This is a genomic window from Mesorhizobium sp. M0771, from assembly GCF_040320155.1.
Lineage (GTDB): Bacteria > Pseudomonadota > Alphaproteobacteria > Rhizobiales > Rhizobiaceae > Mesorhizobium.
In genome coordinates, this window is sequence record NZ_JAMYPC010000018.1 from 47,803 (window position 1) to 70,607 (window position 22,805).

Genomic DNA, 22,805 nt, shown 5'->3' on the forward strand with positions numbered 1-22,805 from the left:
GCCTAGTCTAGCCATGCTCGCGAAGAGAGAGCAAATGAAATGGGAGGATTTCAATGCGCACGACACTGATCTGTGCCGCGCTGGCGCTTGGCCTGGGCTCAACCCCGGCTTTGGCGCAGTCCGGCGAAATCACGATCTGGAGCTGGAATATCGCCGCTTCGTCGCTGAAGGCGACGGTGGCCGGCTTCAACAAACAGCATCCCGACGTCAAGGTCACCGTTCAGGATCTCGGCAACCAGCCGACCTATGACAAGTCGATCGCCGGCTGTGCGGCCGGCGGCGTCGGCCTGCCCGATATCGTCTCGATCGAAAACGGCGAGGCCGAGAACTACTGGAGCCAGTTCCCCGATTGCTTCGTCGATTTGCACACGCTGGGCTACACCGCCGACGACCAGAAGAAATTCCCGGATTTCAAGCGCACCGAATTGGAGGTCGGCGACAAGGCCTATGCCATGCCGTGGGATTCCGGCCCAGTCGCCGCCTTCTACCGCCGCGACTTCTACGAGAAGGCCGGCGTCGATCCGGCCTCGATCAAGACCTGGGACGATTTCATCGCCGCCGGCAAGAAGGTCCAGGCCGCCAATCCCGGCGTCACCATGACCAATGCCGATTTCAACGGCGACACCGAATTCTTCCGCATGATTTCCAACGAACAGGGCTGCGGCTATTTCGCCGCCGATGGGCAGTCGATCACCGTCAACCAGCCGAAATGCGTCGACACGCTGGCCAAGATCAAGGACATGAAGGACGCCGGCATCATCTCGTCGGCCGACTGGGGCACCAAGATCACCAACAACACCGCCGGCACCGTCGCCACCCAGGTCTATGGCGGCTGGTATGAGGGCACCATCCGCACCGAATCCGCCGGCGAAAACGGCAAATGGGGTGTCTATCTGATGCCGAGCCTGACCGCCGACGGCCCGCGCGCCGCCAATCTCGGAGGCTCGTCGCTCGCCATCACCTCAGCCTCGAAGAACAAGGAGGCCGCCTACGCCTATCTGAAATACACGCTCGAGACCAATGAAGGCCAGATCACCATGCTCAGGGATTTCGGCCTGGTGCCGTCACTGATCTCGGCCCTCGACGACCCCTACGTCTCGCAGGGCCTGCCCTATTGGGGCGGCCAGGCAGTGTGGAAGGACATTCTCGCCACGCTGCCCAAGGTGGTGCCGAGCCGCGGCACGCCGTTCCAGAGCGACGCCGAAATCATCATGCGCGCCGTGCAGACCAAATATCTCGGCGGCGGCTATCCCGATGCCAAGGCCGCCCTCGACGACGCCGCCAGCCAGATCGCTTCGGCGACGGGACTGCCGATCAAGTGACCAAGGCGGTGATTATGGCGGGCCAGATATAGGGCAATTTGCCGGACCGTTGGCGCTGCCCCTCACCTGCCTGCCGGCATCCTCTCCCCGTATAGTGACGGAGAGGGGGACGCTCTCGCCCAACACTTCGCCAATCGCCGGCGGCGTCCCAACAAGCCCCTTCTCCCCGTCACTATACGGGGAGAAGGTCCCGGCAGGGGGATGAGGGGCGGCGCCAAGCCTTAATAATTGACGCCGGCTAACAACACGCCGGATATCAGCCGGGAAAGAGGAAGGAGGAGGAACTATGCGCTACCAGAACGCCACGGCCTATCGCTTCCTCACGCCCTACCTCCTGATCTTCGCCATCTTCTGGGTGTGGCCGATCATCTCCTCGTTCATGATTTCCTTCCAGGCGACGCGCACGGTGCCCTGGCGCTTTGCGCCGACGTTCAACTGGGGCCGCCTGATCGGCGACCCCGCTTTCTTCAACGCGCTGAAGAACACGCTGCTCATCCTCGTGATCCAGGTGCCGGTGATGATCTCGCTGGCGATCGTCATGGCGGTGCTGCTGAACTCGCCGCTGCTGAAAGCACGTGGCCTCTACCGCTTCGCCTTCTTCGCTCCGGTGGTGGTCGGCGAGGTCGCCTATTCCGCCGTGTTCCGGCTGATGTTCAATCTCGATTTCGGCATCATCAACAAATTGCTCGCCGGCGTCGGCCTGTCCAAGATCGACTGGTTCTCCAACGTCACACCGGCCATGGCGCTGATCATGATCGCGGTGACCTGGCGCTGGGCCGGCTACAACGCCATCATCCTGCTCGCCGGCCTGCAGTCGATCCCCGAGGATGTCTATGAGGCGGCGACGCTCGACCGCGTCAGCAAGCTCAAGCAGTTCTTCTACATAACGCTGCCGCTGCTCAAGCCGGTCATCGTGTTTTGCGCCGTGCTGTCGATCATCGGCACCATGCAGCTTTTCACCGAACCGTTCCTGATCACCGAGCGCGGCGGTCCCGGCGGCGGCACCGAGACGCTCGGCCTCTTGCTTTACCGCCAGGGCTTCCGTTCGCTCAATTTCGGCTATGCCTCGGCCGTCGCCTACACCATGGCGGGCTTGGCAATCGCCATCACGCTGGTGCAGCTGTGGCTGACACGAGAGCCGAAATGAGAGGGGCGCCGAAATGAGTTCGCTCTCGCAACGCCGGCTCGGCCGCAGCGTCCTGCTGCATCTGGTCCTGACGCCGCTGGCGGTGATCTGGCTGTTTCCGCTATGGATGATGGTGGTGTTTTCGACCATGCCCGATAACGGCATTTTCAGCCCCGGCATCGAGCTTCTGCCGCACGGCAATTTCGTCGACAATTTCAACAACCTGCAGCGCGACACCAATTTCATCGGCGCTATCGGTATTTCGGTGGCGGTGGCGGTGACCTACACCTTCTTCTCGGTGCTGCTGACCTCGATGGCCGGCTGGGCGCTCGCCCGCTATCAGTTCTTCGGCAAGGGCGCGGTGGTGGCGATCATCCTCGGCACCATCACGCTGCCCTATGCGGTGGTGCTGATCCCGCAATTCATCATGGTGGCGCGCGACTTCCAGCTCGCCAACACCTGGATTGCGTTGATCGTGCCACCCTTGTTCAATTCGCTGGGCGTGCTGTTCATGCGCCAGGCTTTCTCGATGATGCCGGCCGACCTTTTCGACGCCGCGCGAGTCGAAGGCGTCAAGGAATGGCGTATCTTCCTGTTCGTCGCTTTGCCGCTGGCGCGGCCGATGCTGGCGGCGCTCGCCATCATTCTGTTCCTCGCCTCGTGGAACAATTATCTCTGGCCGCTTTTGATCAACAGCCAGCCCGGCGCGATGACGGCCCCTGTGGCGCTCGGCACGCTGATCGGCCTGACCAAGGTCTCATGGGGGGGCATCATGGCCGGCGCCGTCATGCTGACCGTACCGATGCTGGTCGTCTTCGTGCTGCTGCAGCGCCATTTCATCGCCGGCATCGCCGCCGGCGCCGTCAAGTAGGGACAACAGCGATATGGCGGCAGTCACCCTCACCAATGTCGTAAAACGCTTCGGCGTCTATGAGATTATCCATGACGCCAACATCGATATCGCCGATGGCGAGTTCGTCGTCTTCGTAGGCCCGTCGGGTTGTGGAAAATCGACGCTGCTCAGGATGATCGCCGGGCTGGAGGATATCAGCGGCGGCGAGATCGCCATTGGCGGCAAGGTGATGAACGATGTCGAGCCGGCCGAGCGCGGCATCGCCATGGTGTTCCAGTCCTACGCGCTCTACCCGCACATGAGTGTCGAGCAGAATCTGAGCTTTGGCCTCAGGATGACCGGCAACCCCAAGGAGGACACCGAGCGGCGGGTGAAGCGGGCCTCCGAAATCCTGCGCATCACAGAGTTGATGGCGCGGCGGCCGAGGCAATTGTCCGGCGGCCAGCGCCAACGCGTCGCCATTGGCCGCGCCATCGTGCGCGAACCGCAAGTCTTCCTGTTCGACGAGCCGTTGAGCAATCTCGACGCCGAGCTGCGCGTCCAGATGCGGGTCGAGATCTCGCGCCTGCACAAGGAACTCGGCACAACGATGATCTATGTCACCCACGACCAGACCGAGGCGATGACGCTGGCCGACCGGATCGTCGTGCTGCGCGGTGGCCATGTCGAGCAGATCGGCAGGCCGCTCGATCTCTACGACAATCCCGACAACCAGTTCGTCGCCGGCTTTGTAGGCTCGCCGAAGATGAATTTCATCAAGGGCCGCGTCGTCGGGCGCAACATGAGCAGCGTCACCGTCGAGCTGGTGGGCGAGGAAATGACCCGCATTATGCAACCGTTGACCGGCGCCGTGCCGCAAACAGGAGCCAAGGTCATTGTCGGCGTGCGGCCCGAACATTTCGGCTATGGCGGCGAAGGCGACGCCGACCTCACCGTCGGCATCGACGTGGTCGAGCATCTCGGCGGCACCAGCTTCATCTATGCCAGGACCGCCCATGGCGAAGACCTGGTGATCCAGCGCGACGCGGCAAAGGTCCCCGACACCCAGGCGATCACCGTGTCCATCCGCAAATCCTATCTGTTCGATGAAAACGGCCAGCGGCTGCGCTGACCTTCCAGCTATGCAAGGAGAATGACCATGACTGCAACCGCGCCCATCCGCTGGGGGGTACTCGGGCCCGGCGACATCGCCAAAGCGTTCGCCCGCGGCGTGGCAGGCTCGCGCACCGGCACGATCGTGGCGCTCGGCGCCCGCAATCCCGGCAAGGCAGGCCTGGCCGAGACGTTTCCCGGCGCCCGCATCCTCGACGGTTACGACGCGCTGCTCGCTGACCCCGAGGTCGACGCCGTCTATATCGCCATCCCGCATCCCGGCCATGCCGAATGGGCAATCAAGGCGGCGGAAGCCGGCAAGCATGTGCTGTGCGAAAAGCCGCTGGCGCTGACCGCCTTCGAGGCCGACGCCATGATCCATGCTGCGCGCAAGGCCGGCACCTTCCTCGGCGAAGCGTTCATGTACCGGCTGCACCCGCAGACGGCGAAGCTGGTGGAACTCATCAAGTCGGGCGTCATCGGCGATGTCAGGCTGATGAAGTCGAGCTTCGGCTTCGCCATGCCGGGCTTCATGCCCGAGCACCGGCTCTACGCCAACGATCTCGCCGGCGGCGGCATCCTCGATGTCGGCGGCTATCCCGTCTCGATGGTGCGGCTGATTGCCGGGGCTGCGACTGGAAAACCCTTCGCCGAGCCGGACACGGTTGTCGGCACCGCCCATCTCGGCAAGTCCGGCGTCGACGAATGGGCCTCGGCGCTGCTGCATTTCCCCGGTGGCGTCGTCGCCGAGGTGTCCTGCAGCATCTCGCTGAAACAGGACAATGTCCTGCGCATCCTCGGCACCAAGGGCCGCATCGAGGTGCCGGATTTCTGGTTCGCCGGCGGCGGCAACCGCGATGGCGGCCCTGGCCGGATCGATGTAATTCTCGCCGACGACACGCGCGATACCATCAGCGTCAACGAAACCCGCCATCTCTATTCCTTCGAGGTCGACGCCGCCGGCGAGGCGATCCTGGCCGGCAAACAGGAGTTCGCCTGGCCGGGCATGAGCTGGGCCGACAGCCTCAGCACGCTGCGCGTCCTCGACAGATGGCGCGCCGCCGTCGGGCTCGAATATGAGATCGAAAAGCCGGCTAAGCGAACCAACACCATTTCGGGCCGGCCGCTGCGCACCGGCGGCACGGCCATTGGCAAGCGCAAGATTCCGGGCCTGTCGAAGCCGGCCTCCGTGGTGGCGCTCGGCTTCGAGGATTTCCGCACCTTCTCGTCGGGCGCAATCCTGCTCGACGCCTTCTTCGAGACCGGCGGCAATCTGTTCGATACCGGCTATGTCTACGGCGCCGGCTACACCGAAACGCTGCTTGGCCAGTGGCTCAGGAATCGCGGCGTGCGCGAGCAGTCGGTGATCATCGCCAAGGGCGCCCACTCGCCGCTCTGCTATCCCGATGTCATCGGCAAGCAGCTCGCCCAGTCGTTGGACCGGCTGCAGACCGACCATGTCGACCTCTATTTCATGCACCGCGACAACCCGGATGTGCCGGTCGGCGAATTCGTCGATGCGATGGACGCCGAGGTCAAGGCCGGCCGCATCCGTGGCCCGTTCGGCGGCTCGAACTGGACGATGGCGCGCATGGACGAGGCGATTGCCTATGCCGAGCGCACCGGCAAGCAGAAGCCCGGCGTGCTCTCCAACAATTTCTCGCTGGCCGAGATGCTGGAACCGATCTGGGCCGGCTGCATCACCTCGTCCACCGACGACTGGAAATCCTGGCTGACGAAAAGGCAGATGCCCAACTTCGCCTGGTCGAGCCAGGGCCGCGGCTTCTTCACCGACCGCGCCGGCCGCGACAAGCAGGACAATGAGGAGCTAGTGCGGGTCTGGTACTCGGAGAAAAATTTCGGCCGCCGCGACCGTGCCATCGAGCTGGCGCAGCGCCTGGGCAAAAGTCCGATCCACATCGCGCTCGCCTATGTGCTGGCGCAGCCTTTTCCGTCGGTGCCGTTGATCGGCCCGCGCACGCTGGACGAGTTGGAGGACAGTTTGAAGGCGCTGGATATCAAGCTGTCGGCGGAGGATGTGGCGTGGCTGGATAGCGGGCCGGAAAGGCGGCGGGCTTAGGGAGCAAGCTCAGATTTGGAGGTTGGCGAAAGCCAAGGCGAAGGCTGATCTCCCCCCTTGCGGGGGAGATTAGCGGCTCATGCGTTCCACCTACCGATCGATCCGTGTCGACAAAATAATCGACGACGACGTCCGCTCGACCCCGTCCATCGCCCCGATCTCGTCCAGCAACGCATCCAGATCCCTGATCGACGGCGCGTCGACGATGACGATCATGTCGAAATTGCCGCTCACCGAGTGCAGCGTCCGTACCGGCGGCAGCGCCTGCAGCGCCCGCACCACCTTGTCGGCGAGCTTGGGCGTGACGGTGAGCAGCACATGCGCCCGCACAAGCCCCTGCTCGTAGTCCGGCGCCATCCGCACGCCATAGCCGGTGATGATGCCGCGCTGTTCCAGCCGCTCGATCCGGCTCTGCACCGTCGTGCGCGAAACGCCGAGCTGGCGCGCCAGCTCAGTGGTCGACGCGCGGGCATTGGCGCGCAGCAGGGAAAGCAGTTTTTGTTCGGCGTCACTGAGCATTTCGACGAACCTCGTCGGCGTATCGTTCAATTGCAGGGTTCATTTCGAACGATCCCACGCTTCCTTTCGACAGGCAAGCTGCGATTCTTGAAGGCATCGCGTCCACCGCGCGGCGGTCTGGGCCAAAGAGTTTTCACGAGGGGCAAGGTCATGAAGAAAATCATCGTCGTCGGCGCCGGCAAGATCGGCTCCACCATTGCAGGCATGCTCGCCGACAGCGGCGACTACCACGTCACCGTTATCGACCGCGCGGCGGCGCAGCTTGCCGCGGCCGAACTTCCCGCCGGCGTCGAGGGGCTGGGGCTCGATATCGCAGCGCCGGGCGCACTCGAGGCCGCCCTTGCCGGCGCCTTCGCCGTGCTGAGCGCCGCCCCCTTCCATTTGACCACGCGCATCGCCGAAGCGGCCGCCGCCACCGGCGTGCACTATCTCGATTTGACCGAGGATGTCGTCTCGACCCGCCGCGTCAAGGAGCTGGCCAAGTCGGGCAACAGCGCCTTCATTCCGCAATGCGGCCTGGCGCCGGGCTTCATCTCGATCGTCGCCAACGATCTCGCCAGCCGCTTCGACACGCTGGAAAGCGTTCGCATGCGCGTCGGCGCGCTGCCGCAATACCCGTCCAATGCGCTGAACTACAATCTGACCTGGAGCACCGACGGCGTCATCAACGAATATTGCGAACCCTGCGAGGCGATCGTCGAGGGCGAGCTGATCGAGGTGCCGCCGCTGGAGGAGCGCGAAGAGTTCTCGCTCGACGGCGTCACCTATGAGGCCTTCAACACCTCTGGCGGTCTCGGCACGCTGGCCGAGACGCTGAAGGGCAAGGTGCGCACGCTGAACTACCGCACCATCCGCTATCCCGGCCACGCGGCGATCATGAAGGCGCTGCTCAACGATCTCGGCCTGCGCCACCGCCGCGACGTGCTGAAGGATATCTTCGAGAGCGCCCTGCCGGCAACGCTGCAGGACGTGGTCATCGTCTTCGTCACCGTCTCGGGCCGCCGCAATGGCCGCCTGCTGCAGGAAACCTACGCCAACAAGATCTATTCGCAGCGCATCGGCAACCAGGTGCGCAGCGCAATCCAGATCACCACCGCGTCCGGCATCTGCGCCGTGCTCGACATGCTGGCCGACGGCACCTTGCCGGCGACCGGTTTCGTCAAGCAGGAAGACATCGCGCTGGATGCGTTTCTCGCCAATCGTTTTGGGCGCGCTTATGCGCAGCACGAGATGGTGAGCCGGCTCGCAAGCTGAGCTACTTCACCCTCCCCCTTGTGGGGAGGGTCGGCGCGCAATCGGAGCGAAGCGGAGATGGCGAGACGGGGTGGGGGGGAGCGCTGACGGTCGGCGAGGACCCCCACCCCGCTCCGCTACGCGGATCGACCCTCCCCACAAGGGGAAGGGTAAGCGCACTTCAAATATGCAGCGCGTGGCCCAGCGCCTTCAGCGCCGCTTCCTGGAAGCCTTCGCCTTGCGTCGGATGCGCATGGATGGTCCCGGCGATATCCTCCAGCCGCGCGCCCATTTCCAGCGCTAGGCCGAACGCCGCCGCCAGTTCCGACACGCCTTGCCCGACCGCCTGGATGCCCAGCACCAGATGGTTGTCCGCGCGGGCGACAACACGAACAAACCCGTCCTCGCCGAGTTTCGTCATCGCCCGGCCGTTGGCGGCGAAGGGGAACTGGCCGATCTTGATTTCGCCTGAAGCCTTCGCCTCCTCCGGCGTTAGCCCTGCCGTCACCAGCTCCGGATCGGTGAAGCAGACGGCCGGGATCGAGCGCTTGTCCCAGCTGCGCTTGTGGCCGGCGACGATCTCGGCCACCATTTCGCCTTGCGCCATCGCCCGGTGCGCCAGCATCGGCTCGCCGGTGACGTCGCCAATGGCATAGATGCCGCGCATCGAGGTGCGGCACTGGTCGTCGATCTTGATGAACTTGCCGGCCATGTCGAGATCGATCTGATCGAGGCCCCAGCCCTCCGTCACCGGCTTGCGGCCGACCGTGACCAGGATCTTGTCTGCCGCGATTTTGGTGCTCTTGCCGTCCGCGGTCTCGACCAGCAGCGCGTCGCCCTTGAGCCCCTCGGCCTTGGCGCCAAGCATCACCTCGACGCCGAGGTGGGCCAGCCGTTTCACCACCGGCCGGGTCAGTTCCGCATCATATTGCGCCAGCACGCGCGGCAGCGCCTCGACCACGGTCACCGCGGCGCCCATTTTGGCGAACGCCATGCCTAGTTCCAGCCCGATATAGCCGCCGCCGACCACGGCGAGCTTTTTCGGCACCTCGCCGAGAGCCAGCGCTTCTGTGGATGAAATCACCGGGCCGCCGAACGGCAGGAACGGCAGTTCCACCGTCGCCGAGCCGGTGGCGATCACAACCGTTTCGGCGCGGATGATCTGGGTGCCGGTCTCGGTCTCGACCGCGACGGTCTTGCCGTCGCGGAACGTCGCCCAGCCATAGACGGTCTTGACCTTGGCCTTCTTCAGTAGCCCGGCAACGCCCCCGGTCAGCCGGCTAACAATGCCGTCCTTCCACGCAACCGTCTTGCCGAGATCGAGCACCGGAGCCGCCACAGAAATGCCGAGCGGACTGCTGCCGCCGGCCATATGCGCGACCTTCTCGAACTCTTCCGCCGCATGGATCATCGCCTTGGACGGGATGCAGCCGACATTGAGACAGGTGCCGCCCGGTTTGCCGGCTTCGACGATCACCGTATCGATGCCGAGCTGGCCGGCACGGATAGCGCAGACGTAGCCGCCGGGCCCGGCGCCGATGACCAGCAGCTTGCAGGAGATTTCTTTCATGGCGTGACCCTTTGATGCGAGGGAATGTTCCGTCGCGATCCTTCGCGCCCCCCTCTGTCCTGCCGGACATCTCCCCCACGAGGGGGGAGATCAGCAGCTTCTTCGCTTCGCTCATTCCTGCAACGATGGAGATTGGCGAAACCCTGCGTGACGTCCAATCTCCCCCCTTGTGGGGGAGATGCCTGGTAAGGCAGAGGGGGGCGCTGTCCCGCCGTCATCTCGGTCGTTCCGCCCCTCAATCCACAAATATCAGCGCTGGCGTCTCAATCAGCGCCTTGATCCGCTGCACAAACACCGCCGCATCCCAGCCGTCGACCACCCGGTGATCGAAGCTCGATGACAGGTTCATCATCTTGCGCGGGATGAACTGGGTGCCGTCCCAGACCGGCCGCACCATCATCTTGTTGACGCCGACGATCGCCACCTCAGGATGATTGATGACCGGCGTCGTCGCCACGCCGCCCATGGCGCCGAGCGAGGTGATGGTGATGGTCGATCCCGACAGCTCGTCGCGGCTGGCCGTGCCGGACTTCGCCGCTTCGGCCAGGCGGTTGAGCTCGGCCGCGCAATCCCAGAGGTCGCGCGCCTCGGCGTGCTTGACCACCGGCACCACCAGGCCCGACGGCGTCTGCGCGGCAATGCCGATATGGACGCCGCCATGCTGATGGATGATGCCGGCCTCGTCGTCGAACAGCGCGTTGATGTTGGGCTGGTCGGCAATCGCCTTGGCCATCGCCCGCATCAGGAACGGCAGCAGCGTCAGCTTCGGCCTCTCCACACCCTTGCGCTTTTCCTTGTTGAGCGCCGCGCGCAACTCCTCAAGTGCTGTGACGTCGATCTCCTCGACATAGGTGATGTGCGGGATGCGTGACTTCGCCAGCGACATTTTTTCGGCGATCTTGCGCCGCAGTCCGATGACCTTGATATCCTCGACGCTGTCATTGCGCGCCAGACCCGACGCCTTCGCTACCTGCGGTCCGCGTGCCAGGAATGCCTCGATATCTTCGTGGCTGATGCGGCCGGCAGGGCCGGTACCCGACACCTGGCGCAGATCGATCCCCGCCTCCTTCGCCCTGAGCCGGATGGCGGGCGACGCCAGGGGCTTTTCGCCCTCCGGGCGCGGCGCGCCGGAGGGTGCCGCACCTTTAGATGTCGGCGCAGCACCCCCACCCTTAGCCCCTCCCCACAAGGGGGAGGGGGATTCAGTCTCAGCTGCCCGTGCGCTTTTGGCTGCTGGTGCAGGTGGTGGCGACTTGGCGTCGGATTTCGTGGCCGAAACGCCTCCCTCTTGTGGGGGTCCGGAGGACGGGCGAAACCCGTGGCTCGCCCCGGCAGGGGTGGGGGTCGGTGCCGCCGTGACCTCTGACGATTTCGAGCCTTCGGCGACATTGCCCTCCCCCGCCACTTTCAGCCGCACGATGGGCGAGCCGATCGCCACCGTGTCGCCGATCTCGGCGCCCAGCCACAGGATCTCGCCATCGACCGGCGAAGGTATTTCCACCGTCGCCTTGTCGGTCATGACGGCGGCAAGCACCGAGTCCTCGCGCACGAGGTCGCCGACCTTGACGTGCCACTCCACAAGTTCGGCCTCGGCGACGCCTTCACCGACATCCGGCAGCTTGATGATGTGTTCGCCCATCCCTAGGCTCCCATGGTTTCGAGAAGCGCGCGGCCGACACGGGCCGGCCCCGGGAAATAATCCCATTCCTGCGCATGCGGGTAGGGCGTGTCCCAACCGGTGACGCGCGCCACCGGCGCTTCCAGATGGTAGAAACAATTTTCCTGCACCAGTGCCGACAGCTCGGCGCCGAAGCCGGAGGTCAGTGTCGCCTCGTGCACGACGACGCAGCGTCCGGTCTTCTTCACCGAAGCGACTATCGCGTCGAGATCGAGCGGCAGCAGGGTCCGCAAATCGATGATCTCGGCATCGATTCCGGTTTCTTCCACGGCCGCCTGCGCGACATAGACCATGGTGCCGTAGGCGAGCACGGTGACGGCCGAGCCCGCCCGGCGGATCGCCGCCTTGCCGAGCGGCACCGTGTAATGGCCGTCGGCGACCTCGCCCAGTTCATGCTTCGACCATGGCGTCACCGGTCGGTCGTGATGGCCATCGAACGGTCCGTTATAGAGCCGCTTCGGCTCCAGAAAAATCACCGGATCGGGATCCTCGATCGCCGCGATCAGCAGCCCCTTGGCATCATGAGGATTGGACGGCACCACCGTCTTCAGCCCCGACACATGGGTGAACAGCGCTTCCGGGCTCTGGCTGTGCGTCTGGCCGCCAAAAATGCCGCCGCCGGTCGGCATGCGGACAACGATCGGGCAGGTGAAATCGCCGTTCGAGCGGTAGCGCAGGCGTGCTGCTTCCTGCGTCAGCTGGTCGTAAGCCGGGTACATGTAGTCGGCAAACTGAATTTCCACGCATGGCTTCAGCCCATAGGCGGCCATGCCGATGGCGGAGCCGACAATGCCGGATTCGTTGATCGGCGCATCGAAGCAGCGGGTCTTGCCGTACTTCGCTTGCAGGCCTGCCGTGCAGCGGAAGACACCCCCGAAGAAGCCGACATCCTCGCCATAGACGATGACGCGTTCGTCGCGCGCCATCGACACGTCCATGGCGTCGCGGATCGCCTCGATCATGGTCCGTCTCGGCATGGTCAGACTCCCGCCTGCTGGCGCTGGCGCCTGAGATGCGGCGGCATCTCGGCAAACACGCCCTCGAACATCTCGCGCGTCGACGGCTTGCCGCCGGCATGCAGCGTGCCGTGGCCTTCAGCTTCCTTCTGCGCCGCGATCACCGTGTCGAGGATTTCGGCTTCCGCCTGGGCATGGCGCTCATCCGACCAGACCCCGCGCAGGATCAGATGGTTCTTCAGCCGCATCACCGGATCACCGAGCGGCCAGGCGTCGGATTCCGTCTTCGGCCGATAGGCAGACGGATCGTCCGAGCTCGAATGCGCGCCGGCACGGTAGGTCACGTATTCGATCAGCGTCGGGCCGAGATTCTGGCGCGCCCGCTCCGCCGCCCATTTGGCCACGGCATGAACGGCGAGATAGTCGTTGCCGTCGACGCGCAACGCCGGAATACCGAAGCCGAGGCCGCGCGCGGCAAAGGTGCCGGAACCGCCGCGCGCAATGCCTTGAAACGTCGAGATCGCCCACTGGTTGTTGACGACATTGAGGATGACCGGCGCCTTGTAGGTCGAGGCGAACACCAGTGCGGAATGGAAATCGGATTCGGCCGTCGAGCCGTCGCCGATCCACGCCGCCGCGATTTTCGAATCGTTGCTGATAGCGGAAGCCATCGCCCAGCCGACCGCCTGGATGTATTGCGTCGCCAGATTGCCGGAGATCGAGAAGAAGCCATGCTCCTTCGACGAATACATGATCGGCAATTGCCGCCCTTTGAGCGGATCGGCCTCGTTGGAATAAATCTGGTTCATCATCGTGACCATCGGATAGCCGTCGGCGATGAGCAGGCCGGCCTGCCGATAGGTCGGGAAATTCATGTCGCCTGGCGCCAGCGCCTTGCGGAAAGCGCAGCTCACCGCCTCTTCGCCCAGATGCTGCATGTAGAACGAGGTCTTGCCCTGGCGCTGCGCCATCTGCATGCGCGCATCGAAGCTGCGCAGCGTCATCATGTGGCGCAACCCCTCGAGCAGCTCCTCGTCGGTGAGCAGCCCGGCCCACGGCCCGACCGCCTCACCGGTGCGGTTGAGCACACGGATGATCGAAAACGCCATGTCGCGGATGGTGCGCGGATCGACATCGATGTCCGGTCGCGGCACCGAGCCCGCCTTGGGGATAGGCACGTTGGAGAAGTCGGGCGTTCCGCCCGGCCGCACTTCCGGCTCCGGCACATGAAACCGCAACATCCCAGCATCGGTCATGACCATCGTCCTCCCATGTTGCCCGGTGGTGGATATTTGCACATCCGCGCGGCCGGCACAGCGCCAATTCATCGGGCCTCGAACCCAACCCGGCATCTCGGCCGTCAAGCGACCGCAAGATGCAGATATGGCCGCGAAATTTCTTGTCGATGTTTTGAGGCGGGGCGCAATTTGGCGCAAGATTGCGGGCGATTGCCGCCAGATACGAGCGCGACTGACCTTCTCCCCTTGTGGGAGAAGGTGGATTGCCGCGAAGCGGCAAGACGGATGAGGGGTGTTCCAGCGGAGTGAGACGTTGGTGCCTTCTGGAACACCCCTCATCCGTCGCCTTCGGCGACACCTTCTCCCACAAGGGGAGAAGGGAAGACCGCTTCTCCGTTCACTCCGCCCTCTCCCCATGCTAACCAACGCTAATGGCGCAGAAAAAAGGATACGAAGTCGATTCGTGGCTGGCGAAGCCGGAAGCGCGCATATCGATCGTCCTGCTTTACGGACCCGACCGCGGCTTGGTCGCCGAGCGGGCCAAAACCTTTGCCGCGAAAACTGGCCTGCCGCTCGACGATCCGTTTTCCGTCGTACGGCTCGACGGCGCGGAGGTCGATCGCGACCAGGGCCGGCTGCTCGACGAAGCCCGGACCGTGCCGATGTTCTCCGACCGGCGGCTTCTGTGGGTGCGCAACGCCAGCGGCCAGAAGCCGCTGGCTGAGGACGTCAAGGCGCTGACCGCGGAGCCCGCGCGCGACGCGATCATTCTCATCGAGGCCGGCGACCTGAAAAAAGGCGTCGGGCTGCGCGCCGTGGTCGAGGCGGCCGACAACGCCATGGCGCTGCCTTGTTATGCCGATGAAGCGCGCGACATCGACAGCGTCATCGACGACGAGTTGCGCAAGGCCGGCATGTCGATGGCGCTCGATGCGCGCCAGGCGCTGCGCCGCAATCTCGGCGGCGACCGGCTGGCCTCGCGCGGTGAAATCGAAAAGCTGGTGCTTTACGCCCACGGCCAGAAGGACATTGGCCTCGATGACGTCAGGGCGATGTCCGGCGACGTTTCCGGCGCCTCCTTCGACGACGCGGTCGATGCTGTGCTGGAAGGCAAGATCGGTGACTTCGACACCGCCTTCACCCGCCACTGCCTGTCCGGCGGCCATCCTTTCCTGGTACTGTCCTCGGCGATGCGGCAGCTGCAGCAGCTTCAAATCATGCGCGGCCAGATGGACACCGCCGGCCGCAACGCCGCCTCGGCAGTGGCCGGCGCCCGTCCGCCGGTGTTTTTCTCGCGGCGCAAGCTGGTGGAGAAGGCGCTGGAGCGCTGGAACGTCGAGGCGCTCAGCCGCGCGCTGAACCGGCTGCAATCGGCCGTGCTGCAGACCAGGCGCAGGCCGGATTTGTCGGAAGCGCTGGCGCGGCAGGCGCTGCTCGGCATTGCGGTGGAGAGCGCGAGGCTGGCGCAGCGGTGATCTCCCCCCTTGAGGGGGAGATGTCGCCAAAGGCGACAGAGGGGGTCGCGGCGCGTGGAGCGCTGGCGCCTTTCGCAACGACGAACGAGGTCGGCGCTTGATGGGAGACGACCCTTCTGGCCTGCCGGCCATCTCCCCCTCAAGGGGGGAGATCAGCAGTTCGATCCCTTCGGCAATCGCCAATAAAAAGAAGGGCCGGCAACCGCCAAGCCCTTTCTTCATCCTAAGCCAGAACTTCATTCGCCGGCTAAATATGGCGCAACCCCAACCCTCTACCGCTCATCCTTCAACCGCCGGCATAGCTCGTCGAGCTGCTCCAGACTGCGGTAGTCCACGCGGATCGCGCCGCCTTTGCCCTTGTGCTCGATGGTCACGATCATGCCGATCGTGTTGGTCATCAGCCTTTCCAGCGCCAGCGTGTCGGCATCCTTGCCCGATGCGCCGTGTGCTGGTTTTGCCTTGGGCGGCGTGCCGCCCGCCGGCATCTGCGCCAGCGCCTCAGCCTGGCGCACCGAAAGCCCTTCTTCGACGATCTGCTTGGCTAGCCCGGCGGGATCCTGCGCCGTCACCAGCGTCCGGGCATGGCCGGCCGACAGCACGCCGTCGACCAGCATGTCGCGGATTACGTCGGGCAGCTTCAACAGCCTGAGCGTGTTGGCGACGTGGCTGCGGCTCTTGCCGATGACATTGCCGAGGTCGGCCTGTGTGTAGCCGTGGTCGTCGATCAACTGCTGGTAGCCGAGCGCCTCCTCGACCGGGTTGAGATCGGTGCGCTGGACGTTTTCTATGATCGCCAGTTCCAGCGCTGTGCGGTCGTTGACGTCGCGCACGATGATCGGGATCTCGGTCAGCCCGGCGCGCTGCGCCGCCCGCCAGCGCCGCTCGCCGGCGATGATCTCGTAGCGCCCGGCCTGCGTCGGCGAAGGCCGCGCCACCACCGGCTGCACGACGCCATGTTCGCGGATCGATTGCGCGAGATCCGTCAGATCGGCGTCGCCGAAATGCCGGCGCGGGTTTTTCGGGTTCGGGCTCAGAAACTCGATCGGCACCTTGCCGTCGGCATTCAGGCCTGGCTTTTCGGCCGCTGCCACCGGGCGGTCGATCTCCCCGATCAGCGCCGCCAGTCCACGCCCCAGTCTCTTTCTCGAAAGGTCTTCGCTCATCTCAATTCCAGATTCTTGATCGTTTCGGTGCCGGATCGCTTTGTTTATCGACCCTGCCTAATCATGCAGCGCGCAATTTTCGCTCGCGGCGGATCACTTCGGATGCCAATTGCAGATAGGCTTGGCTGCCGGAGCATTTCAGGTCGTAGAGGATTGCCGGCTTGCCGTAGGACGGCGCCTCGGACACCCGCACATTCCTAGGAATGATCGTCTCGTAGACTTTGTCGCCCATGTGTGCCCGCACGTCCTGCACCACCTGGTTGGCGAGGTTGTTGCGGCCGTCATACATGGTCAGCACGATGCCCTGGATGATCAGGTCTGGATTGATCGAACGACGCACCTGCTCCACCGTTTCCAGGAGTTGGCTTAGCCCTTCCAGCGCGAAGAACTCGCACTGCAGCGGCACAAGAACAGAATCGGCTGCCGCCATTGAATTCAAAGTCAAAAGGTTGAGCGAGGGCGGGCAGTCGATCAGCACATAGCCGAACGGCGCACCGCGCTCGGTGGCGGCGCGCAGCGCGTTGCGCAGCTTAAGCACGCGATCCGGCGCCGAGGCGATTTCCATCTCGATGCCGAGCAGATCGAGCGTCGACGGCACGATCGACAGGCCGGGCACCGCCGTTGGAATGGCGGCCTCTTCCAGGCCCAGTTCGCCGGTCAGCACATCGTAGGAGGAGACGGTGCGGTCCTTGCGGTAGATACCGAGACCCGTCGAGGCATTGCCTTGCGGGTCGAGATCGACGATCAGCACCTTTTCGCCGATCGCGGCCAGCGCCGTGGCCAGATTGATGGCGGTGGTGGTCTTGCCGACGCCGCCCTTCTGGTTGGCGACGGTGATGATGCGAGGTCCGGTTTTCATGGGTCTGTGCCAGGTATTCATGTGGGCCAGGTATTCATTGCGTCGCCAAGGTTGCAAAGGAGAGCTTACGCCGTCCGCAGATCGGTCACTTCGAGGATGACGCCATGGGCGTCGGTCATGCTCGGATGTTCTACCAGATCGAAAGCCCAGCGGTGAGTGCTTTCTTCCACCTCGGAGCGGTAATCCCGGCCTTTGTGGAACAGCGCCCGCGATCCCTTGGTCAGCCACGGCGCCGACAGATCGAGCAGCGCCGGCAGCGCGGCCAGCGCCCGCGCCGTGATGATTTCCGGTGCGGAAACAAGCGCATAGCTGTCGTCGATGCGCCGGGCGACGACCCGTGCCGGCAAACCGAACTGGCCAATGACCGCCTGCAAAAACGATGCTTTCTTGCGGTTGCTCTCGACCAGATCGATCGACGCGCCGTCGCGCTCGCCCAGCAGGAAGGCCATTACCAGGCCCGGAAAACCGCCGCCCGAACCAAGATCGGCCCAGCGTTTGGCCTGGGGGGCGATTCGCGCCAGCTGCGCGCTGTCCAGAATATGGCGGCCCCAGACATCGTCCAGCGTCGACGGCGCGGCCAGATTGATGCTGCGGTTCCATTTCAGGAACAACTGTTCGAACGTCACCAACCGATCGAATGTTTCACGTGAAACCGGTCCCGCGGCCTCTTGCAGGCTCGCCCATGAGGCAGCGCTCACGCAACGGCCCTTTGCGCGGCCGTTTCAGCGTTGCGGACGTGCGCGACGATGATTGCCAGCGCCGCCGGCGTCATGCCTTCCATACGCTGCGCGTCAGCAATCGACCGGGGCTGACGCGTTAGCATCTTCTGCTTCAGCTCATTGGACAGGCCGGGAACATCGGCGAAATCCACCGACGCCGGGATCAACCGGCTTTCCTCGTGGCGGATCTGTGCGACATCTGCCTGCTGGCGATCAAGGTAAAACGAATATTTCGCTTCCGTTTCGAGCCGCTCGGCGGTTTTGGGGTCGATTGCGCCAAAGGCCGGCGCAACACGGGCCAGCCAAGCGATATCGACGCCGGGATGAGCGAGCAATTCGTAGGCGGAGCGGCGCACGCCGTCCCTGTTGATCTCCAGCCCATGCCGCGCTGCTTCGTTGGGCGTCATCGTCGTCGCAGCTGCGAGTTCGCGCGCCCTATCAAGATCCTGTGTGACTTGATTGAACCGCCGCGTTCGCTCCGGCGACACAATACCAAGCCGATTTGCCAGAGGCGTAAGCCTTTCATCGGCATTGTCGGCGCGCAGCGATAGGCGAAACTCCGCCCGCGAAGTGAACATGCGGTAGGGCTCGGCAATGCCGCGGCTGGTGAGGTCGTCGACCATCACACCGATATAGGCTTCGGTGCGGCTGAGCACGATTTGGTCGTCGGCCGCCGCCTTGCGCGCGGCGTTGAGCCCGGCGAGCAGGCCCTGCGCTCCGGCTTCTTCATAACCGGTGGTGCCGTTGATCTGACCGGCTAGGAAAAGCCCCGCAATACGTTTGGCCTCAAGCGTCGGCTCCAACTCGCGCGGATCGACATGGTCGTATTCGATGGCGTAGCCGGGCTGCAGCATGGTCGCCCGCTCTAGCCCGGGTATAGTTTTGAGAATGTCGAGTTGCACATCCTCGGGCAGGGAGGTCGAAATGCCATTGGGGTAGACCGTGTCGTCGTCCAGTCCTTCCGGCTCGAGGAAAATCTGGTGGCCTTCGCGATCGCCGAACTTGACGATCTTGTCTTCGATCGACGGGCAATAGCGTGGTCCGACCCCCTCTATCGAGCCGGAATACATGGCGGAGCGGCCGAGATTGGCGCGGATCAGCTCGTGCGTCGCCGGTGTCGTACGCGTGATGCCGCAATGGATTTGCGGATTCTTGATTGTGTCGGTGAGCAGCGAGAACGGCACTGGATGTTCGTCGGCCGCCTGGCTTTCCAGCGACGCCCAGTCGATGGTGCGGCCATCGAGCCGCGGCGGCGTGCCGGTCTTCAGCCGTCCAAGCGCGAAACCGGCGCGGCTCATCGTCGCCGACAGGCCAAGGCTCGCCTGCTCGTTCATCCGCCCGGCGACAATCTTCCTGTCGCCAATGTGGATGAGGCCGCGAAGAAAAGTGCCGGTGGTCAGGACGACTGCACCGCACGCCAACCGGCGCCCGTCGGCCAGGAGCACAGCGGCGATCCGTCCTTCTTCGATCTCGAAATCCAAGACTTCGCCTTCGACGACGTCGAGACCGTTCTGCTGCCGAATCGCTTCCTGCATGGCCAGCCGGTAAAGCTTGCGGTCGGCCTGCGTGCGCGGCCCGCGCACGGCAGGGCCTTTGCGGCGATTAAGCAGGCGGAATTGGATGCCGGCAGCATCGGCGATGCGGCCCATCAGCCCGTCCATGGCGTCGATCTCACGCACCAGATGGCCCTTCCCGAGGCCGCCGATCGCCGGATTGCAGGACATGACACCGATCGTGTCGAAGCGCAGCGTGATCAGCGCGGTCCTGGCACCGGCGCGCGCGGCAGCGCTCGCAGCCTCGCACCCGGCATGGCCACCGCCCACCACAACCACATCATAGTGATCGATCATTGTCCCTTCCAGATTCAGAGATTTCCCGACACATGTCCCCACGAGAGGACGCTGTCAAGGATTGCAGGTTGATTCGTTCACGGGGAACGGAGTGCTGAAAGCCGCAGAGGTGTTTCACGTGAGTGAGGGAAGCGGCGACAATTACCTCGGCCGGCGCTGCCCCTCATCTGCCTGCCGGCATCTTCTCCCGGAGGACAATGAGGGGCGGGGCCGGCCTTCGGCACTTGCCGTTTTTGCCAAACTCCTCATTTCACGTGAAACACGCACTAGGGCGGCCCCCCTGTGTTTCACGTGAGTCACTCACACGCCCCCCTGTTTCACGTGAGTCACTTTCCAATGCAAAACTGCGAAAAGATCACGTCCAGCAGGTCCTCGACATCCACCGCGCCGACAATCCGGCCAAGTCGGTCCGCCGCAAGACGCAGCTCCTCCGCCCGTAGCTCCTGGCCGCACTCTTGCCCCGACAAAGCCGAGATCAGAAAGCGCCTGGTCTCATTGAGCAGCTCCACATGCCGCAACCGAGACGGCAGGATGTCACCGGCATCGCCGATAGCAGCCGCGGCGCGCCTGCCGATCTCAGCCAGCAGTTCAGCCAAACCAGTGCCGTCCACCGTCGATATCAACGCATCATACGCCTCTGATCGCGGCGAACCTTTCAAGAGATCGACCTTGGTGCCGATTCTCAAAGCCGGGGCGTCAACAGGCATGTTGCCGATCGCAGTAGGGTCCGCCAGATCTTCCAGCAACAGCACCAGGTCAGCCGTGTGCGCCTTGGCCCGCGCCTTTTCGATACCGATCGCTTCGATCTTGCCGGGCGACTCGCGCAGGCCCGCGGTGTCGGTTACCCTGACCCGCACTCCGTGGAGATCCAGCACCACTTCGAGCAAGTCCCGCGTCGTGCCGGGCTCGTCGGTAACAATCGCCGCCTCACGCCTGGCCAGCGCGTTGAACAGGCTGGATTTGCCGGCGTTCGGTGCACCGAGGATGACAACCTCAAACCCGTCACGGATGATCTCGGCGGCATGGAAGCCATCGACATGCCGGCCGATCTCGCCCACCATTGCGCGCACATCGGACCAAACCGTGTCCGAAACCGAACCGGGCACGTCGTCTTCGTCGGCGAAGTCGATTTCCGCCTCGATCATCGCCCGTGCATGGATCAGCCGACGGCGCCAGCCAAGATAGAGTTCGCTTTGCACTCCTTCGGCATTCTGCACGGCAAAGCGCCGCTGCGCTTCGGTTTCGGCGTTGACCAGATCGGCCAACGCCTCCGTCTCGACCAGATCCAGCTTGCCGTTGAGAAGAGCCCGGCGCGTAAATTCACCAGGTTCCGCATGACGCACGCCGTCAAACCCGGCAATGATCTCCAGCATCTTGCTGGCGACGGCGCGGCCGCCATGGACGTGGAACTCGGCGACATCCTCGCCGGTAAAACTGTTCGGCCCCGGAAAAAACAGCACCAGGCCGTTGTCGATAAGCGACCCGTCCACTGTTCGGAGCTTGCGCAGGGTCGCAACCCGGTCCTTGATCATGCCGTCGGCAACCGTTTCGACAGCGAATCGAGTTCTTGGTCCGGAGATGCGGATGACAGCGATGCCGGCAGGCAGGCGGCCGCTGGACAGCGCAACAATCGAATCGCCTGAAATCATTTGCCCGTTCTCACCGGTCGCCTAGCTGTCCGGTCGACAATCCCACAGTATGCGGCCGTCATGAACCGGCTGTTCGTCAATATCAAGGTCGATCGCGAGGAGCGGCCGGACATTACCAAATCTGTATAGCCGCCTTGTCATCCATGTGCGAGCAGGCGGGTCCTAATTCCGACGCCAAGCAGTTCTGGGCGGGCCAGCAAGCCCTACGCAGGCCGCATCGTTAACGCTTGTGCCTGGCCCCGAGCCGTGAAGCTGGATCCTTCGCCCCCGACAGGCAAGCTTCGTTCCGGCTGCGAATCAGAATCCCGACCCGCGTCACGCCGATATTGTCGCCCCGATCGGAACGCATGCGAATCGATCGAACATTGGCCAGTGGCATCCGGCCGCCAACCGGCAGACCGGAGCTATGCACCGGCTATCCTGCCCGTGGCGCCGGATCCGTAGGAACCGAGCCGCTGTTGCGACGGCAGGTCAACCGGTGTTTCCGTCCAACGCCGAAGGAAGCGGCGTCGCATCAATGGATGGCGACCGCGGCCCGAACAGCAAATCCTTGGCCGCGACCACCGCTCCGACCGTGATCAGGATGCAAGCAACAGCCACCGACCAGTGAAACACACCAAAGCCTGCCAGCAGAAGCACGATGACCGAGAAGAGGGGCGCGGCATAGGAGAGGGCGCCGAGGATCATGATGTCCCCGTGCTTGCAGCCATAGTCCCAGGCGTAAAAGCCGGCGCCTAGCGGTATTACGCCCAAGATGACGATGGCGCTCCACTCCGTCGCCGTCTGTGCCCAGACGGTGGTCTCAAGGGTGAGGTGCAGCACCAAGGCGACCGCAGCCGTGATGAAGCAGTAACCGACGACCACATCGGTCGGCACCTTGCCAAAGCGGCGCGATAAAACCGAATAGCCGGCCCAGATGAAAGCGCAGAACAGCGAGATGACATGCCCCTTCATCACACCATTGGCCAGTCCGATCGTGCCGCCCTTGGTGATCACCACAATGGCGCCGGCAAGGCCGAGCATGACGCCGGCAATGTGATGGGCCCTCAGCTTTTCTCCAGGCAGGAAGGCGGCAAAGACGACGATCAGCAACGGCCAGAGATAGGCGATCAGGCTGACCTCGACCGGCGGCGCCGACTGGATGGCGAAGAAATAGGCGCAGTGGTAGATGCACAGCCCCGCTGTGCCGAGCGCCCAGACCTGCCACGGCTGGCGCAGCGACTTGATCGCCGCCGGACGGACAAGCCAGCTCGACGCGCCGACCAACCCGCCAAGCAGAAACGTCATCGCCGCCAGCTGAAAGGGCGGAATCGGTCCCGCCGCCGTCGAAAGCAGCGCCAGGAAGGACCATGTCAGGATGGCCGAGAAGCCGATCAGGGTCGGGATTGTTTTCTCCATGCGGCTTCCGATCTTCGAGACGCGA

General features: G+C 64.0%; 18 protein-coding genes and 1 pseudogene. 8 read left to right on the plus strand and 11 right to left on the minus strand.

Features of this window, described 5'->3' with window-relative positions; translation table 11 throughout:
* Positions 1-53 precede the first annotated feature (53 nt).
* From NKI05_RS24095 to NKI05_RS24115, 5 genes are all read left to right on the plus strand, one after another.
* Positions 54-1,322 carry an ABC transporter substrate-binding protein gene (locus NKI05_RS24095; protein ID WP_023685055.1) on the plus strand — a complete coding sequence of 423 codons (1,269 nt, stop codon included), beginning with the start codon at positions 54-56 and terminating at the stop codon, positions 1,320-1,322.
* A gap of 286 nt (positions 1,323-1,608) precedes the next feature.
* Entirely contained in the window at positions 1,609-2,469 is an 861-nt protein-coding gene (locus NKI05_RS24100; protein ID WP_023745911.1) for a carbohydrate ABC transporter permease, read from the plus strand.
* A gap of 13 nt (positions 2,470-2,482) precedes the next feature.
* Positions 2,483-3,319: a carbohydrate ABC transporter permease gene (locus tag NKI05_RS24105; protein ID WP_023745910.1), complete on the plus strand. Its 837-nt coding sequence runs from the start codon at positions 2,483-2,485 to the stop codon at positions 3,317-3,319.
* A gap of 13 nt (positions 3,320-3,332) precedes the next feature.
* Positions 3,333-4,412 carry an ABC transporter ATP-binding protein gene (locus NKI05_RS24110; RefSeq protein ID WP_023816118.1) on the plus strand — a complete coding sequence of 360 codons (1,080 nt, stop codon included), beginning with the start codon at positions 3,333-3,335 and terminating at the stop codon, positions 4,410-4,412.
* Positions 4,413-4,439: 27 nt separating this feature from the next.
* Positions 4,440-6,473, plus strand: coding sequence for an aldo/keto reductase (locus NKI05_RS24115; protein WP_023816119.1), 2,034 nt, complete (start codon positions 4,440-4,442; stop codon positions 6,471-6,473).
* A 90-nt stretch (positions 6,474-6,563) separates the two neighbouring features.
* On the opposite strand, the gene NKI05_RS24120 is transcribed toward NKI05_RS24115, so the two are convergent.
* Positions 6,564-6,992: an Lrp/AsnC family transcriptional regulator gene (locus NKI05_RS24120; protein WP_023672167.1), complete on the minus strand. Its 429-nt coding sequence runs from the start codon at positions 6,990-6,992 to the stop codon at positions 6,564-6,566.
* Between the two features lie 150 nt (positions 6,993-7,142).
* Here NKI05_RS24120 and NKI05_RS24125 point away from each other — a divergent pair, with 150 nt between their 5' ends.
* On the plus strand, positions 7,143-8,246 hold the full coding sequence (locus NKI05_RS24125; RefSeq protein ID WP_023816120.1) for a saccharopine dehydrogenase family protein: 1,104 nt from the start codon (positions 7,143-7,145) through the stop codon (positions 8,244-8,246).
* A gap of 160 nt (positions 8,247-8,406) precedes the next feature.
* Here NKI05_RS24125 and lpdA read toward each other — a convergent pair whose 3' ends face one another.
* The 4 genes from lpdA to NKI05_RS24145 form a co-directional block, all read right to left on the minus strand.
* Positions 8,407-9,795 (minus strand): dihydrolipoyl dehydrogenase, encoded by a 1,389-nt coding sequence (lpdA, locus tag NKI05_RS24130; RefSeq protein WP_352793304.1) that lies wholly within the window; start codon positions 9,793-9,795, stop codon positions 8,407-8,409.
* A 235-nt stretch (positions 9,796-10,030) separates the two neighbouring features.
* Positions 10,031-11,434, minus strand: coding sequence for a dihydrolipoamide acetyltransferase family protein (locus tag NKI05_RS24135; RefSeq protein ID WP_023816122.1), 1,404 nt, complete (start codon positions 11,432-11,434; stop codon positions 10,031-10,033).
* 2 nt (positions 11,435-11,436) lie between these two features.
* Positions 11,437-12,450 (minus strand): alpha-ketoacid dehydrogenase subunit beta, encoded by a 1,014-nt coding sequence (locus NKI05_RS24140; protein WP_023672171.1) that lies wholly within the window; start codon positions 12,448-12,450, stop codon positions 11,437-11,439.
* A 2-nt stretch (positions 12,451-12,452) separates the two neighbouring features.
* A complete protein-coding gene (locus NKI05_RS24145; protein WP_023672172.1) occupies positions 12,453-13,685 on the minus strand; it encodes a 3-methyl-2-oxobutanoate dehydrogenase (2-methylpropanoyl-transferring) subunit alpha in 1,233 nt (410 codons plus the stop codon).
* A 413-nt stretch (positions 13,686-14,098) separates the two neighbouring features.
* On the opposite strand from NKI05_RS24145, the gene holA reads away from it, so the two are divergent.
* Positions 14,099-15,142 carry a DNA polymerase III subunit delta gene (gene holA / locus NKI05_RS24150; protein ID WP_023726718.1) on the plus strand — a complete coding sequence of 348 codons (1,044 nt, stop codon included), beginning with the start codon at positions 14,099-14,101 and terminating at the stop codon, positions 15,140-15,142.
* A gap of 272 nt (positions 15,143-15,414) precedes the next feature.
* On the opposite strand, the gene NKI05_RS24155 is transcribed toward holA, so the two are convergent.
* From NKI05_RS24155 to mnmE, 5 genes are all read right to left on the minus strand, one after another.
* On the minus strand, positions 15,415-16,305 hold the full coding sequence (locus NKI05_RS24155; protein WP_023692912.1) for a ParB/RepB/Spo0J family partition protein: 891 nt from the start codon (positions 16,303-16,305) through the stop codon (positions 15,415-15,417).
* A gap of 61 nt (positions 16,306-16,366) precedes the next feature.
* On the minus strand, positions 16,367-17,164 hold the full coding sequence (locus tag NKI05_RS24160; protein ID WP_023816124.1) for a ParA family protein: 798 nt from the start codon (positions 17,162-17,164) through the stop codon (positions 16,367-16,369).
* 65 nt (positions 17,165-17,229) lie between these two features.
* Positions 17,230-17,862: a 16S rRNA (guanine(527)-N(7))-methyltransferase RsmG gene (rsmG, locus tag NKI05_RS24165; RefSeq protein WP_023708807.1), complete on the minus strand. Its 633-nt coding sequence runs from the start codon at positions 17,860-17,862 to the stop codon at positions 17,230-17,232.
* Positions 17,859-19,733, minus strand: a complete 1,875-nt coding sequence (mnmG, locus tag NKI05_RS24170; protein WP_352793308.1) for a tRNA uridine-5-carboxymethylaminomethyl(34) synthesis enzyme MnmG — start codon at positions 19,731-19,733, stop codon at positions 17,859-17,861. The genes rsmG and mnmG overlap by 4 nt, the downstream gene beginning before the upstream one ends.
* Before the next feature lie 326 nt (positions 19,734-20,059).
* Positions 20,060-21,382, minus strand: a complete 1,323-nt coding sequence (mnmE, locus tag NKI05_RS24175; RefSeq protein WP_023672115.1) for a tRNA uridine-5-carboxymethylaminomethyl(34) synthesis GTPase MnmE — start codon at positions 21,380-21,382, stop codon at positions 20,060-20,062.
* A gap of 51 nt (positions 21,383-21,433) precedes the next feature.
* On the opposite strand from mnmE, the pseudogene NKI05_RS32275 reads away from it, so the two are divergent.
* Positions 21,434-21,576: pseudogene (locus NKI05_RS32275) on the plus strand (DUF255 domain-containing protein); the annotation flags it as partial.
* 277 nt (positions 21,577-21,853) lie between these two features.
* Here NKI05_RS32275 and yddG read toward each other — a convergent pair.
* On the minus strand, positions 21,854-22,780 hold the full coding sequence (gene yddG / locus NKI05_RS24185; protein ID WP_023672114.1) for an aromatic amino acid exporter YddG: 927 nt from the start codon (positions 22,778-22,780) through the stop codon (positions 21,854-21,856).
* Between the last annotated feature and the right edge of the window lie 25 nt (positions 22,781-22,805).